This window comes from Thalassospira sp. SN3W (assembly GCF_038070535.1).
Taxonomy (GTDB): domain Bacteria; phylum Pseudomonadota; class Alphaproteobacteria; order Rhodospirillales; family Thalassospiraceae; genus Thalassospira; species Thalassospira xiamenensis.
Genome location: NZ_CP121124.1, coordinates 841,557 through 865,589 on the forward strand (window position 1 = coordinate 841,557; position 24,033 = coordinate 865,589).

A 24,033-nucleotide genomic window follows, 5' to 3' on the forward strand; every position below is an offset into this window, starting at 1 on the left:
GCACATGACAAATCATATTCTGACTGTTGAAAACCTGCGTGCCCGCTTCCAGACCCCCGACGGCGAGGTCGAGGCTGTCAACGATGTCAACTTCCATATCGATCCGGGCGAAACACTTGGCGTTGTGGGGGAATCAGGATCGGGCAAAACCCAGATTTTCCTTGCCGTGATGGGTCTTCTTGCCAAAAACGGCAAGGCCACAGGTACGGTGCGCTACAAGGATAAGGATATCCTCAATATCCCGTCACGCCAGCTTAACAAAATACGCGGTGTGACGATGTCGATGATCTTTCAGGATCCGATGACGTCGCTTAACCCGTTCCTCAAAATCTCCAGACAGATGACCGAGGTACTGGTGGAACATCGCGGCATGTCTGAAGGCGATGCGCTTAAACGCGCGATCAACATGCTTGATCGTGTCGGTATTCCGGGTGCGGCCCAGCGCGTGCATATGTATCCGCATGAATTTTCCGGTGGCATGCGCCAGCGCGTAATGATTGCCATGGCGTTGCTGTGCGACCCCGAAGTCCTGATTGCGGATGAACCAACCACCGCCCTTGATGTGACGGTGCAGGCACAGATCCTTGATCTGCTGCGCGATCTTAAAAAGGATTTCAATACGGCCATTGTCATGATCACCCATGATCTTGGCGTAGTGGCAGGCCTGTGTGACCGGGTGATGGTAATGTATGGCGGGCGGATTATCGAAACCGGTTCGGTGCGTGACATTTTCTATGACAGCCATCATCCCTATACCGAGGGGCTTTTGAAATCGATGCCGCGCATCGACACGGCAAGCGAAGAACACATGTTTGCCATCCCCGGACAACCGCCTAACCTGCAGAACCTGCCAAAGGGATGTGCCTATCAGGAACGCTGCGCCTATGTGATGGATCGATGCTGTGTTTCCCGCCCAAGCCTGTTTGGCTTTGACGATGGCCGCGCCAGTGCCTGCTTCCGGGAGGACGGTCAATGAATGCGATCCGTAAAAAGAAAAACGTCCCGATCCTGTCGGTTCGTGACCTTAAGGTTCACTTTTCCCTGCCGGGCAAGGGATTTTTTGGGGCAGAACGCCAGCTTAAGGCCGTCGACGGGATCGATTTCGATCTGTATCCCGGCGAAACGCTTGGCATTGTGGGCGAATCCGGTTGTGGAAAATCGACCCTTGGCCGTGCGATCCTGCAACTGATCCCGCCGACCGACGGGCAGGTCGTATGGCTGGGGCGGGATATTGTCGGCGCCCCCCATCGCGAAATGCAGCCGCTACGCCGGGACCTGCAGATCATTTTTCAAGACCCGCTGGCCAGCCTTAACCCGCGCATGACGATTGGCGAGATCATCGCCGAGCCGCTTGTGACCCACAAATCCGAACTGGGTAAGGACGAAATCAAGGCGCGCGTTAAACGCATGATGGCGCGTGTCGGGCTTTTGCCACAGATGATCAACCGCTATCCGCATGAATTTTCGGGTGGCCAGTGCCAGCGTATCGGCATTGCACGCGCGATGATCCTCGAACCGAAACTGATCATTTGTGACGAGCCGGTTTCAGCACTTGATGTATCGATACAGGCGCAGATCGTAAACCTGTTGCAGGAATTGCAGCGCGAATTTGATCTGTCGATGATTTTCATCAGCCACGATCTTTCGATCGTGCGCCATATCTGCCACCGCATATTGGTGCTGTATCTCGGCAATCTTATGGAGCTGGCCGACCGCGACAGCATCTATGCCAACCCAAAACATCCCTACACCAAGGCGCTGATTTCCGCAGTTCCGATCCCGGACCCCGAGATTGAACGCACCAAGGAACGCATCGTGCTGACCGGTGATTTGCCCAGCCCGATCAACCCGCCATCGGGTTGCGTGTTCCGTACCAGATGTCCGTTTGCCAAGGATGTCTGCGCGACCGATGTCCCGACCGTTGACACCGTCAACGATCACCATCAGGTGGCCTGCCATTTCCACGAACGGATGTAGGAGGGCAACCTCCCTTTGCACCACCCAAACTTAGTCGGGCCGTCTTGCGACGGCCCGATTTTTGTGTGGATCGCTCAGTAGTCTTCAAGATCAACCATGCTCAGCGTATCGATGATCTTTGTGCGGTCCTGACCATCACGTTTGAAATAGACAAGCGCATAGGGTGCGTTGCTTTCAAGCGCCTGCCCCATCACGGCCTCGAAATCCTCGGGTGTAGAAATCTCGGTATCATTGATCCGGGTAATGAAATCACCCTTTGTAAATCCAGCCTGATCGCCTTGCCCCATCTTTTCCATCCGATCAACGACAAGACCCTTCGTGCCCACGGGTAAATCCAGTTTTTCCCATGCCTTTTCGTTAGCCGGAACCAGTTCGAGGCCCATGACTTTCTTCCGACCATCATCCTTCGGCGTTTTACCAAGAATCTTGTCGCGTTCGGCCTGGCGGCGGCGGCTTTTGGCTTCGTCCATATCGCCGGGGATCATCGTAAAGCTTTTAAATCCACCATCGCGCCAGACGGTAACGGTCGTTTCACCTTTTGCCTCCGCCGCCTGCATGCGGAAATGCAGGCGCGATGTGACCGTTTCGCCATTCACCGCAACAATCACATCTCCTGCACGAATACCTGCTTGATAGGCCGGTTCGTCATCGGGGGCCCGGTGGATCAACATTCCCTCGTCATGGTCCATCCCCAGAAGCTTGCCGATGCCCGGCTTGACTTCAGAATAGGCAATCCCGAACCATCCGCGTTTGATTTCACCATCTTTGACAAGCAGATCAATAATCCCCTGCGCATGTTCAGCCGGGATGGAGAAGGCCAGCCCCTCGTTCCCGCCAGAGCGGGTATAAAGCGCGGAGTTAACGCCAACGACCTTGCCATCCATCGACAGAAGCGGCCCGCCGGAATTGCCCTTGTTTACCGCGGTATCGGTTTGCAAATACGGGTTATATTCCCCTTTGGATAGCTGGCGCTGCTTGCCCGAAATCACCCCGGTCGTCAGACTTTGATCAAAGCCATAGGGATAACCAAGCGCAAAAACCGGATCGCCGATGCGGATCGCATGCGAGTTGCCCCATGAAAGCGGCTTAACATTTTCAGGCATTTCAACACGAAGGACGGCGAGGTCGGTCAGAAAATCCTTCCCCACCAGATCAGCACGAACACGACGACCATCTTTCAAAACAACGACAAAACGCGCACCATCGCGGACCACATGCTCGTTGGTAACAATCAGGCCGTCATCGGTAATGAAAAAACCAGTCCCGGTCGACGCATTGCGCTTCTTTTTCTGCCAGTCGTGTTTCGGTTCTTCACCCTTTTCACTTTCCTTGTTCTTTTCATCGCGATCATTGCGATCTTCATCCTCGTCCTGATCGCCACGTTCGTTTGGCGGCAGATAGAAATCCTCGCCGTTTTCCTTTTTCTCCCGTTCTTCGGCGACGATCTCGGCATAGCTTTTCTTGATGACATTGATGCGAACAACGCCAAGTGAAACAGTGTCATAAACTTCGGCAAGGTTTTTGTCGGACAATGCCATGCTTGCCTGTTCTGCCATTGCATGAACGGGGACAAGGCTTGATGTGGCAAGCATCGCGGCAAACAGGGTCGCGGTCAGGGTTCTTTTCATATTATCGATCTCACAAGCAGGTTTGGCCGGGGCCCAAGCCCCGGCAGGATTAACGCGGAATTTTCAGTAGGTGTAAGTCAGTCCAAGCCACACTGTCCGGCCCTTACGGTAGGGGGTAGATGACGCAAGCGTATGGGCGCCGCCGCGGTTCAGAACATTCTCGATGGAAGCATTAAGGGTCAGAACACCCTTTTCCCGGCTGATAATGTCGTAATCAAGCGTCATATCCAGATCGAAACGCGCCTTGGCGTCGCCGTCCTCATAGACATCATAGGTCGCGCCATTGATGGTGGTATTCGATCCGCTGTCATCTATCGTGGAATAGGACAAGGTGTAGCGCCCGGTTAGTCCGGTACGCAGGCGATTGTCATCAAAACTCGAAAACAGGCTGGCGTTAAAGAAGATCGGCTCGTCCAGATTACCGGTCAGGATCGACAGATCCGTGGTCGATATGATCTTGCCGTTATAGACCACACTTTCACTGTCATCACTGGTCAGGAAGTAACTGTTGTTGGAAGTTCTGCGTTCGGAATATTGGCCATTGATATTGAACACATGACGCCCGCCGAACGGCCCGGAACCAATTCCCCTGCTCCATTCTGCGGAATAGGAGGTGTAGAGGCTGGAGCCCTCATTCGACAGATTATATTCGGTTGTTCCGGTGTCATCGGTGGCACGCGAAAACTGGTCACGGCCTTTTCTTTCCAGCCATTTCAACCGTGTCACCCCGCCAAGAAACGGCAGAGGGAATGAAACGGACGCTGTCTGTTCGTCGGAAAAGGGGGTGCTCAAACCTGAACCGGAAAATGACCGCTTTATCCCCGATGAAGACGCCGCCCAGTCATCATAGAAAATAGATGAACCCGGTGTCGTGGTAGTATCGGCAGTTCGCGTTTCACTGATGGTTGCCGGCGTTGCATCCTGAAAGGCGTAACTCAGCATGTTTGCTGCGTAATAGCGGTTCCAACCCGCATTGAAGCTGATATCCCAATCCGTGTAATAGGTCGCGTTGAAACGCGGGGCGAAGTTGGTATTACCAAGATAGGTATCGTGTTCAAGCCGTGCACCCGGCCTGATTTCCAGTTCGCCAAAAGGAACATGATCAAAGACAAGCGTATATTCATTATAAAGGGCTGTGCTTACGAAACTGACACTTCCTTCAAACGCTTGGTATTTTGTCCGCCGCCGGTTTGCCTGATCACCGTCATCGCAGAAGATGTCATCAGCACTGGCGCAAACGACGTTGGTTCCCGTGGTCCGCGTGGTGGCATAATATGCATCTGCGCTACGTTCACGGGTTCCACTGAGACGATGGATATCCGCCCCCAGAAGGAAGTTCGTTCCAAAGATATCGCCGGTAAGGTCGGCTGTATAACCGATATCCTGCTGAGTCTGGGACAAATCCCCATACCAGCCGGTCACACATGTACTGGAATCACACAAATCGGCATATTTTGATCCGGCCACCGTCGTGCTGATCTGACGACGCACATTGCTTTCAGAATCACGTGCATTTTCAGATGTATTAAAGGAAAGCTTGGTATCCAGAAACAGATTGGAAACCCCATAACCATCATATTCAAACGGCTTTTCGAGACCAACATAGGTGGTCAATCCATTGCCGATGATATCCATCTTGCTGTTATAGTTTTCTGATGCTTCCCATTCCTGGGCATAGGGCGCATAAACGATCTGGGTCGTGATCGCTGCACCCGTATCGCTTTCGTAGCGCAGTTTTCCCAAAACGTTGTCGGCTTCGGTACTGGTCGTTACCTGACGACCGTAATAATCGTCGCCCGCCGTTTTGGTCGTTTCGGCAGTACGCCGACCTGCCGAAACCAGCATTCCCCAATTATCACTGATCGGTGTGCTCGCAGACGCGGAATAAAACCATTTTTCATAAACCGGTTCTTTGGCGTCAGTGTCGGGGGTTTCCTCGGATTTCAGATGATAGTCGTTCCAGTTCGATCCACCCCGTTTAATGCTCGCGCCAAATGTTGGTTCGCTTGACGGGTTTTTGACCTTGTAATTGACAACGCCGCCTTGGAATCCGCCGTATTTAGCCGACACGTTGCTGTCGATGATCTCGGCCTGCTCGAGAATATTTGCATCGACATAGACGGTTTGAGGATGCAAACCATGAAGTGTGTCTGCATTGATCGTATTGTCGTCATCTTCTGGCATGTTTGAGTCGTTATAATTCGACTCAGTTCCGCCAAAGGAATTGATCCCGACACCGTCGAGCATGAAGTTGTTCTGGTCAACCGCTGCGCCGGATATGCTGATATTTTGCGGACGCAAATCCTGTTCGGCGGTTGCAGTTGCACCTTCTTCACCGCGTTGGCCCGCAATCACATACTGCACATTCGGATTGGCGCGAAAAATCTTGTTCGGGTCACTGTCACCCTGAACCACCGCACCGATCATCTCTTCGCCATACACAGTTGACCCGCTGGCCGCACCGGTTCCGAGTTGGAAGATCGTTGTGCGATTTGCACTGACAGAAACGGGGGCGGTAACGATTTCTTCGTCAGATGACTGGTTGGATAGCTTGGGGGAAATAACCAAAACACCGTCGGTAACGGCAAAGGTAACTTCCGTCCCCTCAAGCATTTGAAACAAGGCGTTTTCAATGCTGAGCTGACCAACCACGGCCTGACCATTCATCGCAAGGTTGGTGCCATCCTGGACCGAAAACGGAATACCGGCCTGCTGCGATAATAGCTCCAAAGCGCGCATCAGCGGCACGGAGGGAATGTCAAAGCTGTAAAGTCGTGATGCGACCGGCTTATCGATAACCGCACGTTCCTGTGCATGCAGAAAATTCGACGACATCCCCCCCAGCAAGGCAGAAGACGCAACAGCGCAGAACAGCAAATCCTTCCATGCCCGCCCCTTTGAGGTTTCGAAGAGGTTGCGGACTGTGTCCTGTTGTCTGGTAGGCTTCATTCGGCACGACCCAATGCAAGTTATTGCGTATCACTCGCACTTAAGGACGGAAGGCCCGACAGTAACCGGACATCTTTTTTTAATATTTTTGTTCAAATAGGGAATTAATCGAGGAGTTCAGGCTAAATCCGCACCATTTTCAGGCCGAACCAATCTGGAACCGTGATTTCAGCGCACCAGAAGATACTGATCAAACGGCAGTTCAATCATTCTTGTTCCGGTTGTCCGCGCAATCAGATCAAGTGACACCATTGCATCGGCAACATTGAACCGCCCACGGATTTCGAGATCGGCAATGCCGGGATCAAGCCAGATTTCCATGCCACTCTGCCGACTGACGGCATGGACCACATCAGACAGCTTTGCTGGCGAAAACACCCGCCAACCTTCAAGGATTTGCGTAATATTGTCGCCATTGAAGTCATGCCGCCGGACATCGCCCCCGCTGGATACAGTCACCCCTTCACCTGCATGAAGGGTGACTTCACGGGCAGGCGGCGATTGTTGTTGTTGTACCCGGACGGTTCCTTCGGCGACGCCGACTTCGCTGGTTTGATCATCACCGATCACAACAAAACGTGTCCCGACAACAACAACCCGACTTTGTGGCGTGGTTACCACAAGCGGGCGGTCCTTATTCGGTGCAGCCGAAATCACTACCGCCCCATCCTCAAGAACGATATGGCGTTCGCGTTCGGTAAATTCCCAATAAAGCCGGGTACCAGGTGCCAGTTGCAATTCGCTGCCGTCCGGCAAAAACTGACGAACCGGTGCCATGTTCGCCGCGATATACCCCGGATGACCAGAATGTTCTGCCGGGGACAACGTCAGGACGGCAACAAGAATCGCCACGCACATTGCAACACCGCCCCAGATTGCTTTTCGCACATTTGTTGCCCTTGGCGGGGTCGAACGTCGCGGCTTGCCGACAGGCATCGATATTTGCCGCGTGCTTGATGGTGCATGGTTTCGCGCACCGGTGCCTTTCTCAGTATCGAATTTCCGCAAGATATCATCGAAATCACGGTCACTGAGAAAGGCCCGAACCGCGCGCGCCGCCTGTTCATGATCCGCACTTTGGCCGCACCACTTCTGAAATGCGACATGCGTATCTGTGCCCTCAATATCCGCACCATCGCGAGCAAGCCATTGCATTGCCTGATCAACAAGGCGGCTTTGCAGATCTTTCTGTTCTGTGGTCTCCGGTTTATGGCCGGTATGGCGGTTGCCGCTCATAAGCAATGGCCTAGTCATAGTGTTTCATCAGATCACGACACGTTGTCATGGCACGATAAAGATGCTTCTCGATCGCGGCCTTTGACAATCCGGTCGCTGCGGCAATTTCATCATGGGTCTTACCATGCAACTTACGCAAGATGAAGACTTCTCTGGATCGCGTCGGCAAGGATGAAATTGCCTGCTCAAACGCCTGAAGACGCTGACGATGGTATATAACATTGTCTGCAAGCGGGCGGTCCTCCGCTGTCCATTCCAGCGGATCAAGCCCGGATTTAAGTTCGACAATATGACCGGCATTGCGACGTCTTTGATGATCCCGGATCAGATTAAGAACCACGGTCCGAAGGAATGCAGGTGGATCGCTGATCGGTTCTTGCCTGTCTTTTGCCCCGGCAATCCTTACAAAGGCATCTTGGACAATGTCCTTTGCCTCATCAGGATTTCCCAACTTCCGCATAGCCAAACGCAACAGGGACGCACGTTCCTTTTCAAAGGCGCGGACAAGATTTGCCGTTATGTGATGGGGCGCAAAAAAGTTCATGAAAACAGACAGGAACGTGAATTTGTTCCTGCTGACATACACCAGCAGCACCTAATTGCAAATAGTTATTAATAACTTTTTCTGAACATCACAGCAGCTAGAATAACATCAGCCAGACCGGGATCAGCTATTTGGCGTCATGGAAAATGATGCCAAGCGTATGCCGTGTCCCGGCGCGCAGGCGCGAAACGCCGTGGCGCATATTCACCCGGTACGTGCCGCGCGTTCCCGCGACCGGACGATGATGAACCGGGAAAATCACGGCGTCACCTTGCATCAGCGGCACGACCTCGGCGCGGGACTGCATGCGTGGACGCTGTTCGGTCAGGACAAATTCGCCGCCTCCGAAATCGGTTTCCGGATCGCTTAGAAGGATCGCGACCTGTAATGGAAACACGCAATCACCGTAAACATCCTGATGCAGGCAATTGTAATCCCCCATCCCATAACGCAGCAAAAGCGGCGTCGGTCGGGTTTGGCCTGCGCCATGGCATTCGACAGCAAACCAGGCATGATCGCCGGGGAAATGCCGATCCAGCCCCATCGCCCGGTTCCACCGGTTGGCAATTTCGGCCAATGGCAGATAAAGCGATTGCCGCAAATCCGCAATAATATCGGGCAGGGGATAGGCAAAATATTTGTATTCGCCGCGCCCGAAACCGTGCCGGGCCATATGGATGTGACTGCGAAATGCATCCGGGTCGTCATAATGTGCGATCAATGCCCGGCAGGTGTCTGGATCGATCAGTTTTTCAAGGATTGTGCAGCCATATGCGTCAAGCTCCCGGGAATGTTTTTCCCAATCAAGCGATCCGATCCTGTCACGGGTCATCTCGTTCATTGCCCGGCCTCCCCGCTTTCAAGGTCCAGCAGGGTTTGCTTGCGCTCCACGCCCCAGCGATATCCGGAAAGGTCACCATCCTTGCGCACCACCCGGTGGCAGGGAATCGCAACCGCGATGCTGTTGGCGGCACAGGCCTGTGCGACAGCACGGGTAGCACGCGGCGATCCGATCTTTTCGGCGATTTCGGCATAGCTTGCCTTTGTCCCGACCGGAATTTCCGAAAGTGCCTGCCAGACGCGTTGCTGAAAGGCAGTCCCGCGGATATCGAGCGGCAGGTTATGGCCAAGTTGCGGGGCTTCAACCAGACCGATGACCTGCGCCATCCAGTCTTCGAACGCCGGATCACCACCAATCAGTTCCGCCTTGGGAAAGGCGTCCTCTAACTGACGCACCAGCGCATCGGGGTCATCGCCCAGAAGGATCGTGCAAATTCCCTTGGCACTTGCCGCGCCAAGGATCGCGCCAAGTGTGCATTGCGCCACCGCAAACCGGATTTTTTCGCCCTTGCCCCCCGCGCGATAGCTGCTTGGCGTCATGCCCAGCATCTTGTGAGAGCGTTCATAAAACCGGCTGTTGGAATTGTAACCCGCGTCATAGATCGCCTCGGTCACAGTGTTGCTGCTGCGCAATTCCTCGCGCACGCGCCCTGCCCGGTATGCACTGGCATAGGCCTTTGGCGTCACCCCGGTTACCGATTTAAACACCCGGTGGAAGTGAAAGCGGCTCATCCCGACCTGTGCGGCCAGATCATCAAGGCTTGGCATTTCTTCGGCATTGCGGATGGTTTCGCATGCCTTTGCCACCGCATCGGCATTGCGTTCAGCAATCGATGCACTGTTCGGAAGGCACCGTTTGCACGGGCGAAAACCCGCCTGCTCGGCATCGTCGCAACTGGCATGGAACGCAACATTTTCCCGGCGCGCCAACCGTGCGCCGCAAGACGGGCGGCAATAAACCCCTGTGGTTGCCACCGAATAATAAAACTGCCCATCGGCTTTGCCATCGCGTTTTGCCACGGCCTGCCATTTGTCTTCGTCACTGATCCAGCGGATCTCCTTGTTCAATCTCGTCTCCGTCAGCATGGGATGGCTCCTTTATCAGAATACAGGGATGCCAAATGCATCCGTTTGACCGGCATTCTGATCGTCCATTCCGTTGACCGCACTCCGTTCCTTGCTTTCGAATTCGCACCCCACGAAAACCCGTCACATTTACGAATTCAATGCCAATAACCGGAGTGATACGTTTCCGTTCGCAATCTAGCGTCCCGACATTCGGCCTTGCTGGCCATCCTATCATGACACAGGAGACGACAACATGTTCACACTGGACGGTAAAACCGCAATCATCACCGGGGCCAGTTCCGGCATCGGCCACGCCGTGGCCGAACTTTTTGCAAAGCAGGGCGCACAACTTGTCCTTAATGCGCGGCGCGCCGATCTGCTTGACGATATGGTCGCCGATATTCGCGATGCCGGTGGCATGGCGGTTTCGGTTCCCGGCAACATCACGGACGAAGCAATTTCAAAACAGCTGGTCGAGGCCACCCTTGATCATTTCGGCAAGCTTGATATCGCGGTCAATAATGCCGGGATGGTCGGGGAATCGGTTTCAATCCCCGATATGGCAACCGAAAACTGGCATGAAATGATCGAAACCAACCTCACATCAGCGTTTTTCGGGGCGAAATATCAATTGCCCGCGATGCTTGCCAATGGTTCGGGATCAATGATTCTGACATCCAGTTTTGTCGGTCATACAGTCGGGATGCCCGGCATGGGGGCCTATGCCGCCAGCAAGGCAGGCATGATCGGATTGATGAAGTCGCTGGCAGCCGAATACGGACCACAGGGCATTCGGGTCAATGCGCTTCTGCCCGGCGGGACCGATACCCCGGCCAGCATCACCAACAAACCCGGTGCCGGGCCGGAGGTCGAACAGTTCGTCAACAGCCTGCATGCGCTAAAACGTATGGCACAACCGTCCGAAATGGCGCAGGCCGCCCTGTTTCTGGCATCCGACGCGGCAAGCTTTGTGACCGGGGTGCCATTCCTTGCCGATGGCGGGGTTTCGATCAACCGAACCTGATCAAAGGCGGGCCGGGTGCTATGTGTCCGGCCCGTTTTTACCTGCGCAAGAACTGCGTAATATCGACTTCGTCACATTGATCGGGTTGCAAATATTTGCGGCCATATTCGATATAAACGCCAGATGACAACAGCAGATCGAACAGGTCGCCATCAATCTGTCCTTTGTCTCGCATGTCGGCCAGGATCGCGATGCATTCCGATAACATCTTGGGCCGTTTATAGGGACGATCAACCGCAGTAAGTGCCTCGAAGATGTCGGCAATCACCATCACCTTTTCGAGAATGCCCATATCTTCGCCAAGCAATCCGTTGGGATAGCCCGAACCATCCATTTTTTCGTGATGGTTGCCCGCAATTGCCGGAATGCGTTGCAATTCCTTGGGATAGGGCAATTGTGCGAGCATTTCCTGTGTCACGACCACATGATCATTGATGATCTTGCGCTCTTCGGATGTCAGGGTGCCGCGCGGAACCGAAAGGTTATAGAGTTCGCCGCGGTTAATGCCCAGATAGGCCTGATCGCGGCGGTCATCCAGAAGCTTTTCAACGCCGGGCTGGCTGAATTTGGCACGGTCATCTTCGGTCAGGCGTTGATTTTCGGCCCATGAAAGCCCGATGGTACGGTCAAAATGTCGCACCCATTCCTGCGCCCCGATTTCATGCAGGGCAAAGACCGCGTCGGTATCGAGTTCCTCGTCACCAATATTGCTGTGCGCAACCATTGAAAACTGGCTTTCAAGTTCGGCAATCCGGGCGTTGAAATCGGCATCGCAACGTTGGGCATCCTCGCCCGCGAGCTTGCGTTTGAGCATCTCGATTTCGGCATCGCGCCTGAGGACCTCGAACCGGGTGCGGATTTCGTGAATACGGTTATGGATGGTTTCAAGTTTGGTGGCCTTTTCCACCACATGATCGGGTGTGGTGATCTTGCCGCAATCATGGAGCCAAGCGGCCAGATCAAGCTCGTACCACTCCATATCCGTCAGATAGAAATTGGAAAATGTTCCCCGTTTTTCATCGACGGCGGCCTTGGCCAACATGCGGGCAATGATGGGTACTTTTTCACAATGATGGGCTGTATGGGGGGATTTGGCATCAATTGCCTGCCCCAGAACACGCACGAAACTCTCCATCAGGTCGCGCTGCGCCATCAAAAGGCGGCTATTTTCAAGTGCCACCGCCGCCTGACTTGCCAGCGCATTGATGATTGGTTCGATTGCCGGATCAAAGGCAATAATATCGCCCGCATCGTTACGCGCATTAATCAACTGCAACACGCCGATCACAGTACCGCGTGTATTTTTAAGCGGTACAGTCAGGAATGATTTCGACCGATAACCAGTTTTGGCATCAAAGGCTCGCGTGCCGGAAAAATCGAACCCGTCGGCGAAATAGGCATCCTCGATATTGATCGATTCACCACTTAACGCGACATAGGTGGCGATGTTTTTGTGATTGGGGTTGCCCGCTGCATCATAAAGCGGCAGGGGTGGAAAAGGTTTCTCGTTTTCGCGGCCAGATACGAAGAACGTATCAAGCGTATCGTTCATCAGAATACGAAATTGAAGTTCCGTCTCGTCCTTGTTGACCAGATACAGCGACCCGCCATCGGCATTGGTAAACTGTCGGGCTGCCATCAGGATTTTCTGATGAAGCTCTTCGCGGCCCTGTTCAGCCGACAGGGCAATGCCAAGATCGACCAACTGCGCAAGGTAATGCGCATCGGCGTCTACGCTCTCGGTTATGCCGTTCGGACGATTTTTCAAATCATCCCCGATACGCATCACAAGTACGGGTCATAGGTACGGGTCATAGGTACGGGCCATTATCTGTGTCCACTCTCCATCAGAACGGTTTGCCGTCCTTGTTCTGAAATGTTCGTTCTGCAAACTATATCCATCGGGAGATTGAGATAATCTTAGCAGATGGCAAGTTCCATACGGATAAAAACGCGATAACAAACCTGTCATGACCCGATGCAGGGTTGCCAATCGCGGCAATTTGGACTATCCGACGCGTTGAAAGCGTGCCGGAACCAGCATCGCACTTCGCTGATCACGCAATCTGGTCATGACCCGGCACCCAACCATCCTGCCCGGAGGCGACTGCATGATCCCCCGTTATTCCCGTCCGCAGATGACATCAATCTGGGAACCGGCGAACAAATTCCGTATCTGGTTTGAAATCGAAGCACACGCTGCCGACAAACTGGCCGAGCTGGGCGTCATTCCGACTGCCTCTGCCAAACTGGTCTGGGAAAAAGGCAACAAGCCCTATACCCAGGACCGTATTGATCGCATTGATGCTGTCGAAGCCGAAGTCAAGCACGACGTGATCGCCTTCCTGACGGAACTGGCAGAACAGGTCGGCGAAGAAGCTCGCTTCGTTCATCAGGGCATGACCAGCTCCGACGTTCTCGATACCTGCTTTAACGTCCAGCTCGTTCAGGCAACCGACATCCTGCTTGAAGATATGGACAAGCTTCTGGCCGCCCTTAAAAAGCGCGCCTATGAAACCAAGGACATCGCCTGCATGGGCCGTTCGCACGGCATCCATGCGGAGCCTGTGACCTTTGGCCTGAAACTGGCAACCTTCTATGCCGAATTCAAACGTAACCGCGACCGTCTGGTCGTCGCGCGTGAAGAAATCGCGACCTGTGCGATTTCCGGTGCGGTCGGCACATTTGCCAATATCGACCCGCAGGTCGAAGAACATGTTGCCGCCAAGCTTGGCCTGAAACCGGAACCGGTTTCAACCCAGGTGATACCGCGCGACCGTCACGCCGCCTATTTCGCCGCCCTTGGCGTTATCGCATCCTCGGTCGAGCATCTCGCCACTGAAATCCGCCACCTGCAACGTACCGAAGTCCGCGAAGTTGAGGAATTCTTCTCAAAGGGGCAGAAGGGTTCGTCGGCAATGCCGCACAAACGCAACCCGGTTCTGACCGAAAACCTGACCGGCCTTGCACGTCTTGTCCGTTCGATGGCGATCCCGGCCATGGAAAACGTCGCCCTGTGGCATGAACGCGATATTTCGCATTCATCGGTCGAACGCAATATCGGCCCGGATGCGACCGTAACCCTCGACTTTGCTTTGATGCGCCTGACCAATGTGGTTGAAAACCTTGTCGTTTATCCGGAACGAATGGACGAAATCCTCAATCAGATGGGCGGTCTGGTCTTCTCGCAGCGCGTGCTCCTCACCCTGACCCAGCATGGCGTCTCGCGCGAGGATTCGTACCGTATCGTTCAGCGTAACGCGATGAAGGTCTGGAACCGCGAAGGCGATCTGTTGTCGCTTCTGAAGACCGACGCAGACGTTACCGCGAAAATCCCGATGGAAACGCTCGAAAGCCTGTTTGACCTTGGTTACCACACCAAGCATGTCGACACGATTTTCGCCCGCGTGTTTGCTGACTGACTTTAGCACCGCACACTAAAATCAAAGCCCCGGTCAATTTGCCGGGGCTTTTTTCGTTTACGGGTTTTGCGACAATGTCAGTTCCCGTGCCTCGCCCAGCAGCCAGTCGCGAAACAGCTTCACCTGACCGCGCAGTTCCCGGTTTTTTGGATGCACCAGATAGTATCCCGAAGGAACGACCAGAACCTGTTCGGGGAACAGATGGACCAGCTTGCCTTCCATCACGTCTTCTTCGGCCAGCAATGGATTGGCCATTACCACACCCTGTCCGTGAATCGCGGCCTCGATTGCCATGGATGTCTGATCGATTTCAATGCGCTTGATTGCGGCAATCTCGCTTGGGTTCATCCTGGCAAACTGGCCAAGCCATTCTTCCCACCAGTCATGCAGAATGTCGTTTAACAAAGTCGCACGCGCCAGATCGGCTGGATGCTCAAACCCCATGCGGTCGCGATAGGCCGGCGAACAGAATGCCGCCGCCTGACCGCGATAGATCAGGACGGATTCAAGTTTGTCGTCATTGCCGTCAAAATACCGCACGGCAATATCGACCGGATCGCGATCAAAATCCGTAAATTGCACCGACGACCCGACATGAAGTGACGTTGACGGATAATCGATCAGGAACCGCGCCATCCGTTTGGAAAACCATTTCGCGGCAAAACTTGGCGGCATGACCACACGCACCGTATGTTCGCGCTGCCCGCGCAAATGCTGACTGGCATCGATGATCTGCAGCAAGGCGGGTGATATGCGCGCGGCATAATCAAGCCCGTCGGCTGTCGGTTTCACCTGCCGGACCGAGCGAACAAACAGTTCCACTCCCAGCCAGTCTTCAAGCTTTCTGATCTGCTGCCCGACGGCACCCGGCGTCACATTCAGCTCTTCCGCTGCACGAGAAAAACTATTCAATCGAATAGATGCCTCGAACGCACGCAAGGAATTGAGCGGCGGATATGAACTCATGATGCAAATTTTCTATTCCATAATCCAGATAACATGATTTGTACGCCATTTGGACCGGTCCTACAATCGCGACATGACCCCCACGAAAGTTCCGGCCATGAAGAACAACGCATACCTCGTCTTTGGCTTTCTTGCCCTGTGCTGGGGCATGACCTTTCTGTTCAACAAAACGGCAAGCAGCCTGATATCGCCAATGCAGGTCGTGACCGTGCGGGTCATCATGGGCTTTCTGCCGGTTCTGGCATTTGCAATGGCGCGCAAGGTGCTGCATTGGCAACATCTGCGCCATACGCATCATTTCATCGTCATGTCACTTCTCGCGGCCACCGTCTATTACCTTGCCTTTGCCAAGGGCATCTCGCTTCTGCCATCCAGCGTTGCCGGGATGCTAAGCGGTGTGATCCCGATGTTTTCCTTTATCGCGGCGGCGATTTTCCTGCGCAGCGAACCGGTCAATATCCGATCCATCATCGGATTGCTGTTTGGCTTTACTGGTGTCCTGATCATTGCAAAACCATGGGAATCCGGTGCGTCTGGTATTGATCTGATGGGGGTTCTTTATGTCGCCATCGGGTCGGGCTGTGTCGGGCTTTCATTTGTTTATGTTCGCAAATTCCTAAGCCCGCTTGGCATTTCGCCAATTGCACTTTGCACTTATCAGCTTGGTATTTCGGCGGTAACGCTTCTGCTGATTTGCGATTTTTCCGGTATGGATGCGATCTTTACCAACTGGAAAATCGCCACCGGCCTTTTCATCGGCCTTGGCATGTTTGGAACCGGCATTGCCTATATGTGTTATTACTTCCTGATCGGTAAACTGGGCGCTGTCAAAACCGCCGGGGTCACCTATATCCCGCCGGTCATCGGCCTTCTGACCGGCAGTCTGATTTTGGACGAACCGGTTTCCGCAACCGATATCGTTGCGACCGCAATGATCCTGTCGGGTGTCTTCATAATCCAGTCGGGCAGAACGCCGCCGTCATCTACAAACACGACATCACCGAATGTCCGGGCACACAACCTGCCCGAACGTGCCTGAGACTCTCCATCTCATGGACGGCACCCCCGCGTTGATCACGGGGGTGCCCTTTTTGGGTGGCTATTTTTCCGATGCAGCTTTGACAAAGGCCGTGATCAGCGGATGATTTTCACCGCGCAGGGCGGATCGTTCCGGCTGAAATGCCGTGCCGATAAAGAAACGATGATTGTGCAACTCCACCGCACGTGGATCGCCATCTGCATCCCATGCCCCAATCTGCAACGCCTGCCCTGCCAGCAGCCCCGCATAATCACGATTAAACCCATAACTGCACCGATAGGTTTCAATCAGATGATCCGATCCGCAATAATCACGGATCAGGCTCCCCGCGGCCAAATCAATCGCGCCATCCTGATCAATCAATGCACAGGTTAGCGGCGCGATCAGCGGCAATTCCGCATCCGGATCAATTTCGGCATTCGCGGCATTGGAAAGCCCCAGAACATTACGCGCATATTCCAGAACCGCATGCTGATAGCCACCGCACGTGCCCAGAAAGGCAATATCGTTTTCACGCGCAAAACGGATGGCGGCAAGGGCACCTTCAAGACTTTCATACGGACTGGCCGGAACACACCACATCCCGTCATAGCCAGACAGTATCTGCCCCGCACCACCATCAAAACACGGCGTTGCGATCCAGTCATATTCAACGGGAATACCGATTTCGGCAGCCGCGATTCCAATGGCCTTGGGGATAGCCTGATGGGCAGTAACGGCGGGATTATAATCCCCGACAAGGGCGATACGGATGGTCATTTCAGTTCCTCGTTTCAGGTGACATTACGAGGGGAGTAGCCCAAACCGCCAAAGAAAAACGGCCCGTGAAATCACGAGCCGGGTTTCGAGCGTCAGATAGCGCTGCCTTTGACAAGCTTACTACAAGTTTCCTGCGCGCGCCATATCTTCAAGTGCAATTTTTACCGCCTGTGCACGGTTGGACACATGCAGTTTGCGGTAAATGTTTTTCAGGTGATATTTCACCGTAATTTCGCGCAGATCAAGATGCCGCGCGATATCCTTGTTCGGCCGCCCTTCGGCCAAAAGCGCAAGAACTTCACGCTCCCGCGGTGTCAACCGGCTGAAATCGCCTTCGTTGCCAAATCCGCCAGCCATGCGCGGTTCGCCGTCACTACCGCCGCCAAATCCATCCCCCATGTCATTAAGGATCGAGGATGGCAGATACTTTTCACCCGCCAGAACCAACTGGATCGCATTGGCAAGTGCCTGCCCGCGCAGTGTTTTGGGGATAAAGCCGTGTGCGCCATTTTCGATGGCATGACGCACATCTTCGCTGCGATAGGCACCGGAAAGCAAAACGACCGAGGTTGTTTTGGATGCCTTTTCAAGCGTGCGTTTAAGTCCCTCAAGCCCGTTCATGCCGGGCATGCGCAAATCCAGAAGCACCAGATCGAAATCATTCTGAGCTTCGATATGCTCCAGCGCCGGGTCAAGCGCCCCGGCTTCGACCACTTCACAACCTTCGAAATATTGCTGGAATAGCAGTGATAATGCTTCACGAACCAGATCGTGATCGTCTGCCAACAGGATACGCAAAGCCTTTACCCTTCTTTACCTGACCCACAACCATGCCTGAACATTAACAAGCAAAACAACGCGTGGCTGCAACCAGAAATCTTTCTTGATCCGGGAACAGAATACGAAACCGGCTAATGGTTTGCAAATCCGAACTTTTTCTTATTTCGGGGAAACAACTATTCCTCGAGCACTTCGGCACGTGCGATTGGGCGTAACGCTTCGAGTTTACGGTTAAGTTCGCTAACCGTCATATCGATATTGTGCCGTCCGAAATCGGCCAGAATCACCGAAATCACCCCGTTCTCCTGAGGATTTGCAATAACATCGCCGATGACTTTTGCAGCATAGGCCTGACTTTCGGCCTCGGTCATACCCATTTCATCGCCGGCCCAAACGGCAAGCTTTTTATAAAGGTGGGCCTCGATGCGGAAATTCTGTTCAAGATCAAAGCTGTATTTTGCCTCGAAACCGCGTTCGCGTTCGGTCAAATTCGTCATGTGCGCACTCCTCCATCTGATTTGTTTTTTGGCGGGACGTTTCCCCGTTGTCCTTTATTTATGGACTGTACCACGTCATGTCACCGTGGTGCTGTGATACTTTTGAATTTGACAAATGCCGGTCCATGTCGCTTTGATCTGGGTCATGTGTACATTTATCATTCTGCGCCGCCCCGACCATGAATGGCCGGTGATTATCGGCGCCAATCGCGACGAAATGAACAACCGCCCGTGGAAGGCCCCTGCCCGCCATTGGGAGGATCGCCCAGATGTTATCGCCGGACTGGATGAAACCGGCGGCGGAACATGGCTTGGCATCAACGAAGATGGCGTGGTGGCAGCGGTCCTGAACCGGTTTGGCACACTTGGCCCCGCCGACGACAAACGGTCCCGCGGGGAATTGCCGCTTGAAGCACTTGATCATGCCGATGCCATTGATGCCGCCCAGGCACTTGCCGAACTTGATGGCACAGCCTATCGACCGTTCAATATGGTGATTGCCGATAACCGCGATGCTTACTGGCTGGCCAATCGGGGGGATGGCAAAATTGAAATCACCGATATCCCCGAAGGATTGTCGATGATCACCGCCCATGACCTGAATGACAAGACCAACAGCGAACGCACCAAACGCAACCTTCCGCGTTTTTTAACGGCACCGCCACCCAACCCCGAAGCCGATGACTGGTTTGCCTGGCAGGCACTTCTGGCCGATACCGGCTTGATGGAACCCGATCCAGAACATCATGACATCCGTGCTGATGCCATGCTGGTGCGCAGCAATATCGGGTTCGAGACGATCTGTTCTTCCCTGATCGGCCTTCCGGCCATTCCGACTCAGAAAAACGAACTGCCGCGCCGACCGGTCTGGCTGTTCGCCAATGGGCAACCAGACAAGGTTCCGTTTCACCCGGTTGAGATTTAGGCACCCCACTAATTTCGCCTCGCAACGCCCGGATTTGGCGGGCCATTTGCGCTGCAACAACCTGTCAGACGGACGGTTGCAAAATCCTATTATCAAGTCTGCGTAAATAGACCTACACGGCAATTGAGTTTCTGCGTCAGCACTGCTATACGGGGGGCGCGATTTTCAGGGTGCTCGGGGACACTCCCCGCAAGCAAAGATGTGAAAGATCCCGCCAATGTCCAGAAAGCAGCCCATCTACGAGGGTAAAGCCAAGGTTTTGTACGAAGGTACCGAGCCCGGAACCATCATCCAGTATTTCAAGGACGATGCCACGGCGTTCAACGCACAGAAGCGCGGCACCATTGCCGGCAAAGGCGTCCTGAACAACATGATCACCGAATTCGTCATGACCCGTCTGGCGGAAATAGGTATCCCGACGCATTTCATTCGCCGCATCAACATGCGCGAACAGCTTTGCAAGAAATGCGAAATCGTTCCGATCGAAGTCGTGGTGCGCAATATTGTCGCCGGTTCGATGGCAAAACGTCTTGGCCTTGAAGAAGGCGAACGTCTGCCGCGCCCGATTGTCGAGTTTTATTACAAAGACGACGCCCTTGGCGATCCGCTGGTTTCTGACGAGCATATCCTTGCCCTTGGCTGGGCAAGTGCCGAAGAGCTTGAAGAAATCGTTGGCATGACCCTTCGCGTCAATGATTACCTGTGCGGTCTTATGCGCGGCATCGGCATCAAACTGGTCGATTTCAAACTTGAATTTGGCCGCGTCTGGGAAGGTGATTTCATGCATCTGGTTCTCGCCGATGAATTCAGCCCGGACAACTGCCGCCTTTGGGACGCCGTCACCAACGAAAAGATGGACAAGGACCGGTTCCGCCGCGATCTTGGCGGGGTAGAAGAAGCCTATCAGGAAGTGGCGCGCCGTCTCGGCGTCCTGCCTGAGTCAGCAGATATAGAATCGCTGAACAAAGACAAATAATCCAAAGGCCGCGCTTGCGCGGCCTTTTCTTATCGACGCCGGAACCTTCGGAACCGGTACATTATTGTTTGCAAACAAGTATCGCCGTATGGCGAGTGCGCACTCAAAGGAGCTTCTCGTGAAAGCACGTGTCCACGTCACCCTGAAGAACGGTGTTCTTGACCCGCAGGGTAAAGCCGTTCACCACGCCCTTCAGGGTCTTGGTTTTGCCGGTGTCAATGATGTCCGTCAGGGCAAGTTCATCGAACTCGAACTGGATGGCAGCGACGTCGAAAAGGCACGCGCCGAGGTCAAGGAAATGTGCGAGAAGCTTCTCGCCAATACCGTGATCGAAGATTACAGCATCGAGCTGGCCTAACTGCCCGGGCGGGGCTTTGCCGTTGCAGGGCCTTTGTCTGTCGCGATCAAGTAACGGATATTAATCGAGAGACGGTATTTCATGAAATCCGCTGTCATCCTCTTCCCCGGCATTAACCGGGAGAATGACGCCATTGCAGCACTCGAACAGGCCACCGGCACCAAGCCAACCGTGGTTTGGCATGGCGAAACCGAACTGCCAAAGACCGACATCATCATGGTCCCGGGTGGTTTTTCCTATGGCGACTATCTGCGTTGTGGTGCCATGGCGGCCAAATCCCCGATCATGCGTGCGGTTGCCGAACGCGCCAAAGCCGGTGTCACCATCCTTGGCGTTTGTAACGGTTTCCAGATTCTGACAGAAGCAGGCCTGCTGCCCGGCGCGCTGATGCGCAATGCCAGCCTGAAATTCATCTGCAAGAACACGCATCTGAAGATCGAAAATACCAATACGCGCTTCACCAACCAGTACAAAACCGGCGACGTTGTCGATTATCCGGTAGCCCATCATGACGGCAACTTCTTTGCCGATAGCGAAACGCTTGACCGCCTTGAAGGCGAAGGTCGCGTTGTTCTGCGCTATTGCGATGCCAATGGTGTTGTTGATCCGGCAACCAACCTGAACGGGTCGCAGCGCAATATTGCCGGCATCATCAACGAGGCGGGCAATGTCCTTGGCATGATGCCGCACCCGGAAAATGCGATTGATCCGCTCCATGGTGGCACCGATGGCCGCAATCTGTTCAAAAGCTTGGTGGAGGCAGCATCGTGAGTGCTAACGATTTCAACACCCCGATCACGCCGGAACTGGTCAAGGAACACGGCCTGAACGAGGAAGAGTACAAACTCGTCCTCGAAATCATGGGCCGCGAGCCCAATATCAACGAGCTTGGCATTTTCTCGGTGATGTGGTCGGAGCATTGCTCCTACAAATCATCGAAAAAATGGCTCAAAACCCTTCCGACCAAGGCCGACTGGGTCATTCAGGGCCCGGGCGAAAATGCCGGTGTTATTGACATTGGTGATGGTCAGGCCGCCGTATTCAAGATGGAAAGCCACAACCACCCGTCCTTTATCGAACCCTATCAGGGTGCGGCAACCGGCGTTGGCGGCATCATGCGTGACGTATTCACCATGGGTGCCCGTCCGGTTGCAAATCTTAATGCGCTTCGCTTTGGCGAGCCGGATCACCCGAAAACCCGCCACCTGCTAAGCGGTGTGGTCGAAGGCATCGGCGGTTACGGCAATTGCATGGGTGTCCCGACCATCGGTGGGGAAACCAATTTCCATGCTTCCTATAACGGCAATATCCTGGTCAATGCGATGACCGTGGGTCTGGCCGATGCAGACAACATCTTCTATTCGGCGGCGGCGGGTATCGGAAACCCGGTTGTCTATGTCGGTTCGAAAACCGGCCGTGACGGTATCCATGGCGCGACCATGGCCTCGGCCGAGTTCGATGACGACAGCGATGAAAAGCGTCCTACCGTTCAGGTCGGCGATCCGTTCACCGAAAAGCTTCTGCTGGAAGCCTGCCTTGAACTGATGGCGACCGACATGATCGTCGCCATTCAGGATATGGGGGCGGCCGGTCTGACATCCTCCTCGTTCGAAATGGCGTCCAAGGGCGGCGTTGGTGTCGAACTGTGGCTCGATAAAGTCCCGATGCGCGAAGAAGGCATGACGCCCTACGAACTGATGCTTTCAGAATCGCAGGAACGCATGCTGATGGTCCTGAAACCCGGTTGCGAAGACGCCGCCAAGGCGATCTTTGACAAATGGGAACTCGACTTTGCCGTCATCGGTATCCTGACCGATACCAAACGCATGGTTCTGAAATGGCATGGCGAGGTTGCCGGTGATCTTCCGATCGATCCGCTGGCCGAAGCATCGCCGGAATATGACCGTCCGTGGGAACCGACCCCGAAGCAGGATCGTATCGATCCGGCCAGCATTTCGGGCAAGGTCAGCCATGTCGATGCGCTGAAAACCCTGATGGCGTCGCCGGATCTGGCATCGCGTCGCTGGATCTGGGAACAGTATGACCATCTGGTCATGGGCAACACGATTGTCCGTCCGGGGGGTGATGCCGGTGTCGTGCGCGTTTCAGGCACGAACAAGGGCATTGCAGCCACCACAGATTGCACCCCGCGCTATGTCATGGCCGATCCGGTCGAAGGTGGCAAACAGGCCGTTGCCGAAGCCTATCGCAATCTGGTTGCAACTGGTGCCAAACCGCTTGCGATCACGGACAATATGAATTTCGGCAACCCGGAACGCCCGCGCATCATGGGTCAGTTTGTTGGCGCATGTCAGGGAATTGCCGAGGCCTGCATCGCACTCGACTTCCCGGTCGTTTCGGGCAACGTGTCGCTGTATAACGAAACCAATGGCGTCGGTATCATGCCGACCCCGGCAATTGGCGGCGTCGGGGTGATTTCCGATCTGGGCCATCATGCCACCATCGCCATCAAACGTGATGACAGTGCATTGATCATGATCGGTGCCGCGACCGGTGAACTTGGGCAGTCGCTGTATCTTAAAACCATCGAGGGCCGCGAAGAAGGCGCCCCGCCGCCGGTCGACCTGAATGCGGAAAAACGGGCTGGTACGCTGGTGCGCGAACTGATCGAGCTTGGTCTGGTACGTACCTGCCATGATATCGCCGATGGCGGTCTTCTGGTCGCGGTTGCCGAAATGTGCCTTGCCGGCAATATTGGTGCTGACCTGCACCTGCCCGAAGCCGGCAGCGAAGTCGCATGGCTGTTTGGCGAGGATCAGGGCCGTTACGTGATCGCTACCCGCGATCCGGACAAGGTCCTGAATGCCGCTAGCAGCGCCAATGTCGCCGCCGTCATCATCGGTCAGGCCAGTGGCGACGCGGTCACCATCGATGGTGGTGCCAAGGTATCCCTTGCCGAGCTGCGCGAACTGAACGAAGGCTGGATGCCGAACTTCATGGCAGAAGCCGTCCAGTAAGCCGTCTACACTACAAACACAAAACCCCGTCAGAGAAATCTGGCGGGGTTTTGTGCTTTGGCCCGGT

21 protein-coding genes are annotated in these 24,033 nt (G+C 54.4%); 10 read left to right on the forward strand and 11 right to left on the reverse strand.

Going from position 1 to position 24,033, the window contains the following annotated elements:
- Nucleotides 1–4: 4 nt before the first annotated feature.
- Together P8T57_RS03675 and P8T57_RS03680 are read left to right on the forward strand one after the other, a co-directional pair.
- Entirely contained in the window at nucleotides 5–976 is a 972-nt protein-coding gene (locus tag P8T57_RS03675; protein WP_341364624.1) for an oligopeptide/dipeptide ABC transporter ATP-binding protein, read from the forward strand.
- Nucleotides 973–1,977 carry a dipeptide ABC transporter ATP-binding protein gene (locus P8T57_RS03680; protein WP_085643804.1) on the forward strand — a complete coding sequence of 335 codons (1,005 nt, stop codon included), beginning with the start codon at nucleotides 973–975 and terminating at the stop codon, nucleotides 1,975–1,977. Before P8T57_RS03675 ends, P8T57_RS03680 begins: the two co-directional genes overlap by 4 nt.
- Before the next feature lie 74 nt (nucleotides 1,978–2,051).
- Here P8T57_RS03680 and P8T57_RS03685 read toward each other — a convergent pair whose 3' ends face one another.
- The 6 genes from P8T57_RS03685 to ada form a co-directional block, all read right to left on the reverse strand.
- On the reverse strand, nucleotides 2,052–3,605 hold the full coding sequence (locus P8T57_RS03685) for a trypsin-like peptidase domain-containing protein (RefSeq protein ID WP_341364625.1): 1,554 nt from the start codon (nucleotides 3,603–3,605) through the stop codon (nucleotides 2,052–2,054).
- Nucleotides 3,606–3,668: 63 nt separating this feature from the next.
- Nucleotides 3,669–6,554, reverse strand: coding sequence for a hypothetical protein (locus tag P8T57_RS03690; protein ID WP_341364626.1), 2,886 nt, complete (start codon nucleotides 6,552–6,554; stop codon nucleotides 3,669–3,671).
- A gap of 168 nt (nucleotides 6,555–6,722) precedes the next feature.
- Nucleotides 6,723–7,790, reverse strand: a complete 1,068-nt coding sequence (locus tag P8T57_RS03695; RefSeq protein ID WP_341364627.1) for a FecR domain-containing protein — start codon at nucleotides 7,788–7,790, stop codon at nucleotides 6,723–6,725.
- A gap of 10 nt (nucleotides 7,791–7,800) precedes the next feature.
- Nucleotides 7,801–8,334, reverse strand: a complete 534-nt coding sequence (locus P8T57_RS03700) for an RNA polymerase sigma factor (protein WP_341365360.1) — start codon at nucleotides 8,332–8,334, stop codon at nucleotides 7,801–7,803.
- 127 nt (nucleotides 8,335–8,461) lie between these two features.
- Nucleotides 8,462–9,175: a 2OG-Fe(II) oxygenase gene (locus P8T57_RS03705; protein WP_341364628.1), complete on the reverse strand. Its 714-nt coding sequence runs from the start codon at nucleotides 9,173–9,175 to the stop codon at nucleotides 8,462–8,464.
- Complete coding sequence (gene ada, locus P8T57_RS03710) at nucleotides 9,172–10,260, reverse strand: bifunctional DNA-binding transcriptional regulator/O6-methylguanine-DNA methyltransferase Ada (protein ID WP_341364629.1); 1,089 nt, start codon at nucleotides 10,258–10,260, stop codon at nucleotides 9,172–9,174. Before ada ends, P8T57_RS03705 begins: the two co-directional genes overlap by 4 nt.
- 235 nt (nucleotides 10,261–10,495) lie before the next feature.
- On the opposite strand from ada, the gene P8T57_RS03715 reads away from it, so the two are divergent.
- Nucleotides 10,496–11,266, forward strand: coding sequence for an SDR family oxidoreductase (locus P8T57_RS03715; protein ID WP_063094896.1), 771 nt, complete (start codon nucleotides 10,496–10,498; stop codon nucleotides 11,264–11,266).
- A gap of 37 nt (nucleotides 11,267–11,303) precedes the next feature.
- On the opposite strand, the gene P8T57_RS03720 is transcribed toward P8T57_RS03715, so the two are convergent.
- Nucleotides 11,304–13,034 (reverse strand): HD domain-containing phosphohydrolase, encoded by a 1,731-nt coding sequence (locus P8T57_RS03720; protein WP_341364630.1) that lies wholly within the window; start codon nucleotides 13,032–13,034, stop codon nucleotides 11,304–11,306.
- Between the two features lie 343 nt (nucleotides 13,035–13,377).
- Between P8T57_RS03720 and purB the strand changes: the two genes are divergently transcribed.
- A complete protein-coding gene (purB, locus tag P8T57_RS03725) occupies nucleotides 13,378–14,688 on the forward strand; it encodes an adenylosuccinate lyase (protein ID WP_341364631.1) in 1,311 nt (436 codons plus the stop codon).
- Between the two features lie 57 nt (nucleotides 14,689–14,745).
- Here the strand turns inward: purB and P8T57_RS03730 are convergent, their stop codons facing one another.
- Entirely contained in the window at nucleotides 14,746–15,654 is a 909-nt protein-coding gene (locus P8T57_RS03730) for a LysR substrate-binding domain-containing protein (protein ID WP_341364632.1), read from the reverse strand.
- 97 nt (nucleotides 15,655–15,751) lie between these two features.
- On the opposite strand from P8T57_RS03730, the gene P8T57_RS03735 reads away from it, so the two are divergent.
- The gene (locus tag P8T57_RS03735) at nucleotides 15,752–16,693 is read left to right on the forward strand and encodes a DMT family transporter (RefSeq protein WP_341364633.1); all 942 of its coding nucleotides are present in this window, start codon (nucleotides 15,752–15,754) and stop codon (nucleotides 16,691–16,693) included.
- 60 nt (nucleotides 16,694–16,753) lie between these two features.
- Here P8T57_RS03735 and P8T57_RS03740 read toward each other — a convergent pair whose 3' ends face one another.
- The 3 genes from P8T57_RS03740 to P8T57_RS03750 all read right to left on the reverse strand — a co-directional run bounded on the left by P8T57_RS03740 (nucleotide 16,754) and on the right by P8T57_RS03750 (nucleotide 18,729).
- Nucleotides 16,754–17,452, reverse strand: a complete 699-nt coding sequence (locus P8T57_RS03740) for a hypothetical protein (RefSeq protein ID WP_341364634.1) — start codon at nucleotides 17,450–17,452, stop codon at nucleotides 16,754–16,756.
- Between the two features lie 120 nt (nucleotides 17,453–17,572).
- The gene (locus P8T57_RS03745) at nucleotides 17,573–18,250 is read right to left on the reverse strand and encodes a response regulator transcription factor (RefSeq protein ID WP_007092026.1); all 678 of its coding nucleotides are present in this window, start codon (nucleotides 18,248–18,250) and stop codon (nucleotides 17,573–17,575) included.
- A 158-nt stretch (nucleotides 18,251–18,408) separates the two neighbouring features.
- Entirely contained in the window at nucleotides 18,409–18,729 is a 321-nt protein-coding gene (locus tag P8T57_RS03750) for a DUF1476 domain-containing protein (protein WP_341364635.1), read from the reverse strand.
- A 145-nt stretch (nucleotides 18,730–18,874) separates the two neighbouring features.
- Here P8T57_RS03750 and P8T57_RS03755 point away from each other — a divergent pair, with 145 nt between their 5' ends.
- From P8T57_RS03755 to purL, 5 genes are all read left to right on the forward strand, one after another.
- The gene (locus tag P8T57_RS03755; RefSeq protein ID WP_181849929.1) at nucleotides 18,875–19,654 is read left to right on the forward strand and encodes an NRDE family protein; all 780 of its coding nucleotides are present in this window, start codon (nucleotides 18,875–18,877) and stop codon (nucleotides 19,652–19,654) included.
- A 217-nt stretch (nucleotides 19,655–19,871) separates the two neighbouring features.
- The gene (gene purC, locus P8T57_RS03760; RefSeq protein ID WP_007092029.1) at nucleotides 19,872–20,630 is read left to right on the forward strand and encodes a phosphoribosylaminoimidazolesuccinocarboxamide synthase; all 759 of its coding nucleotides are present in this window, start codon (nucleotides 19,872–19,874) and stop codon (nucleotides 20,628–20,630) included.
- Between the two features lie 118 nt (nucleotides 20,631–20,748).
- Nucleotides 20,749–20,988 (forward strand): phosphoribosylformylglycinamidine synthase subunit PurS, encoded by a 240-nt coding sequence (purS, locus tag P8T57_RS03765; protein WP_007092030.1) that lies wholly within the window; start codon nucleotides 20,749–20,751, stop codon nucleotides 20,986–20,988.
- A gap of 81 nt (nucleotides 20,989–21,069) precedes the next feature.
- Nucleotides 21,070–21,759: a phosphoribosylformylglycinamidine synthase subunit PurQ gene (gene purQ / locus P8T57_RS03770; RefSeq protein WP_341364636.1), complete on the forward strand. Its 690-nt coding sequence runs from the start codon at nucleotides 21,070–21,072 to the stop codon at nucleotides 21,757–21,759.
- Complete coding sequence (gene purL / locus P8T57_RS03775; protein WP_341364637.1) at nucleotides 21,756–23,966, forward strand: phosphoribosylformylglycinamidine synthase subunit PurL; 2,211 nt, start codon at nucleotides 21,756–21,758, stop codon at nucleotides 23,964–23,966. Before purQ ends, purL begins: the two co-directional genes overlap by 4 nt.
- Nucleotides 23,967–24,033 lie beyond the last annotated feature (67 nt).

Coding starts and splice junctions, on each gene's coding strand:
- P8T57_RS03735 (WP_341364633.1), top strand. CDS start 15,752: ATGAAGAACAACGCATACCTCGTCTTTGGCTTTCTTGCCCTGTGCTGG.
- P8T57_RS03750 (WP_341364635.1), bottom strand. CDS start 18,729: ATGACGAATTTGACCGAACGCGAACGCGGTTTCGAGGCAAAATACAGC.
- P8T57_RS03685 (WP_341364625.1), bottom strand. CDS start 3,605: ATGAAAAGAACCCTGACCGCGACCCTGTTTGCCGCGATGCTTGCCACA.
- P8T57_RS03705 (WP_341364628.1), bottom strand. CDS start 9,175: ATGAACGAGATGACCCGTGACAGGATCGGATCGCTTGATTGGGAAAAA.
- P8T57_RS03695 (WP_341364627.1), bottom strand. CDS start 7,790: ATGAGCGGCAACCGCCATACCGGCCATAAACCGGAGACCACAGAACAG.
- P8T57_RS03730 (WP_341364632.1), bottom strand. CDS start 15,654: ATGAGTTCATATCCGCCGCTCAATTCCTTGCGTGCGTTCGAGGCATCT.
- P8T57_RS03755 (WP_181849929.1), top strand. CDS start 18,875: ATGTGTACATTTATCATTCTGCGCCGCCCCGACCATGAATGGCCGGTG.
- P8T57_RS03715 (WP_063094896.1), top strand. CDS start 10,496: ATGTTCACACTGGACGGTAAAACCGCAATCATCACCGGGGCCAGTTCC.
- P8T57_RS03680 (WP_085643804.1), top strand. CDS start 973: ATGAATGCGATCCGTAAAAAGAAAAACGTCCCGATCCTGTCGGTTCGT.
- ada (WP_341364629.1), bottom strand. CDS start 10,260: ATGCTGACGGAGACGAGATTGAACAAGGAGATCCGCTGGATCAGTGAC.
- P8T57_RS03690 (WP_341364626.1), bottom strand. CDS start 6,554: ATGAAGCCTACCAGACAACAGGACACAGTCCGCAACCTCTTCGAAACC.
- purQ (WP_341364636.1), top strand. CDS start 21,070: ATGAAATCCGCTGTCATCCTCTTCCCCGGCATTAACCGGGAGAATGAC.
- P8T57_RS03675 (WP_341364624.1), top strand. CDS start 5: ATGACAAATCATATTCTGACTGTTGAAAACCTGCGTGCCCGCTTCCAG.
- P8T57_RS03740 (WP_341364634.1), bottom strand. CDS start 17,452: ATGACCATCCGTATCGCCCTTGTCGGGGATTATAATCCCGCCGTTACT.
- P8T57_RS03700 (WP_341365360.1), bottom strand. CDS start 8,334: ATGAACTTTTTTGCGCCCCATCACATAACGGCAAATCTTGTCCGCGCC.
- purC (WP_007092029.1), top strand. CDS start 19,872: ATGTCCAGAAAGCAGCCCATCTACGAGGGTAAAGCCAAGGTTTTGTAC.
- purB (WP_341364631.1), top strand. CDS start 13,378: ATGATCCCCCGTTATTCCCGTCCGCAGATGACATCAATCTGGGAACCG.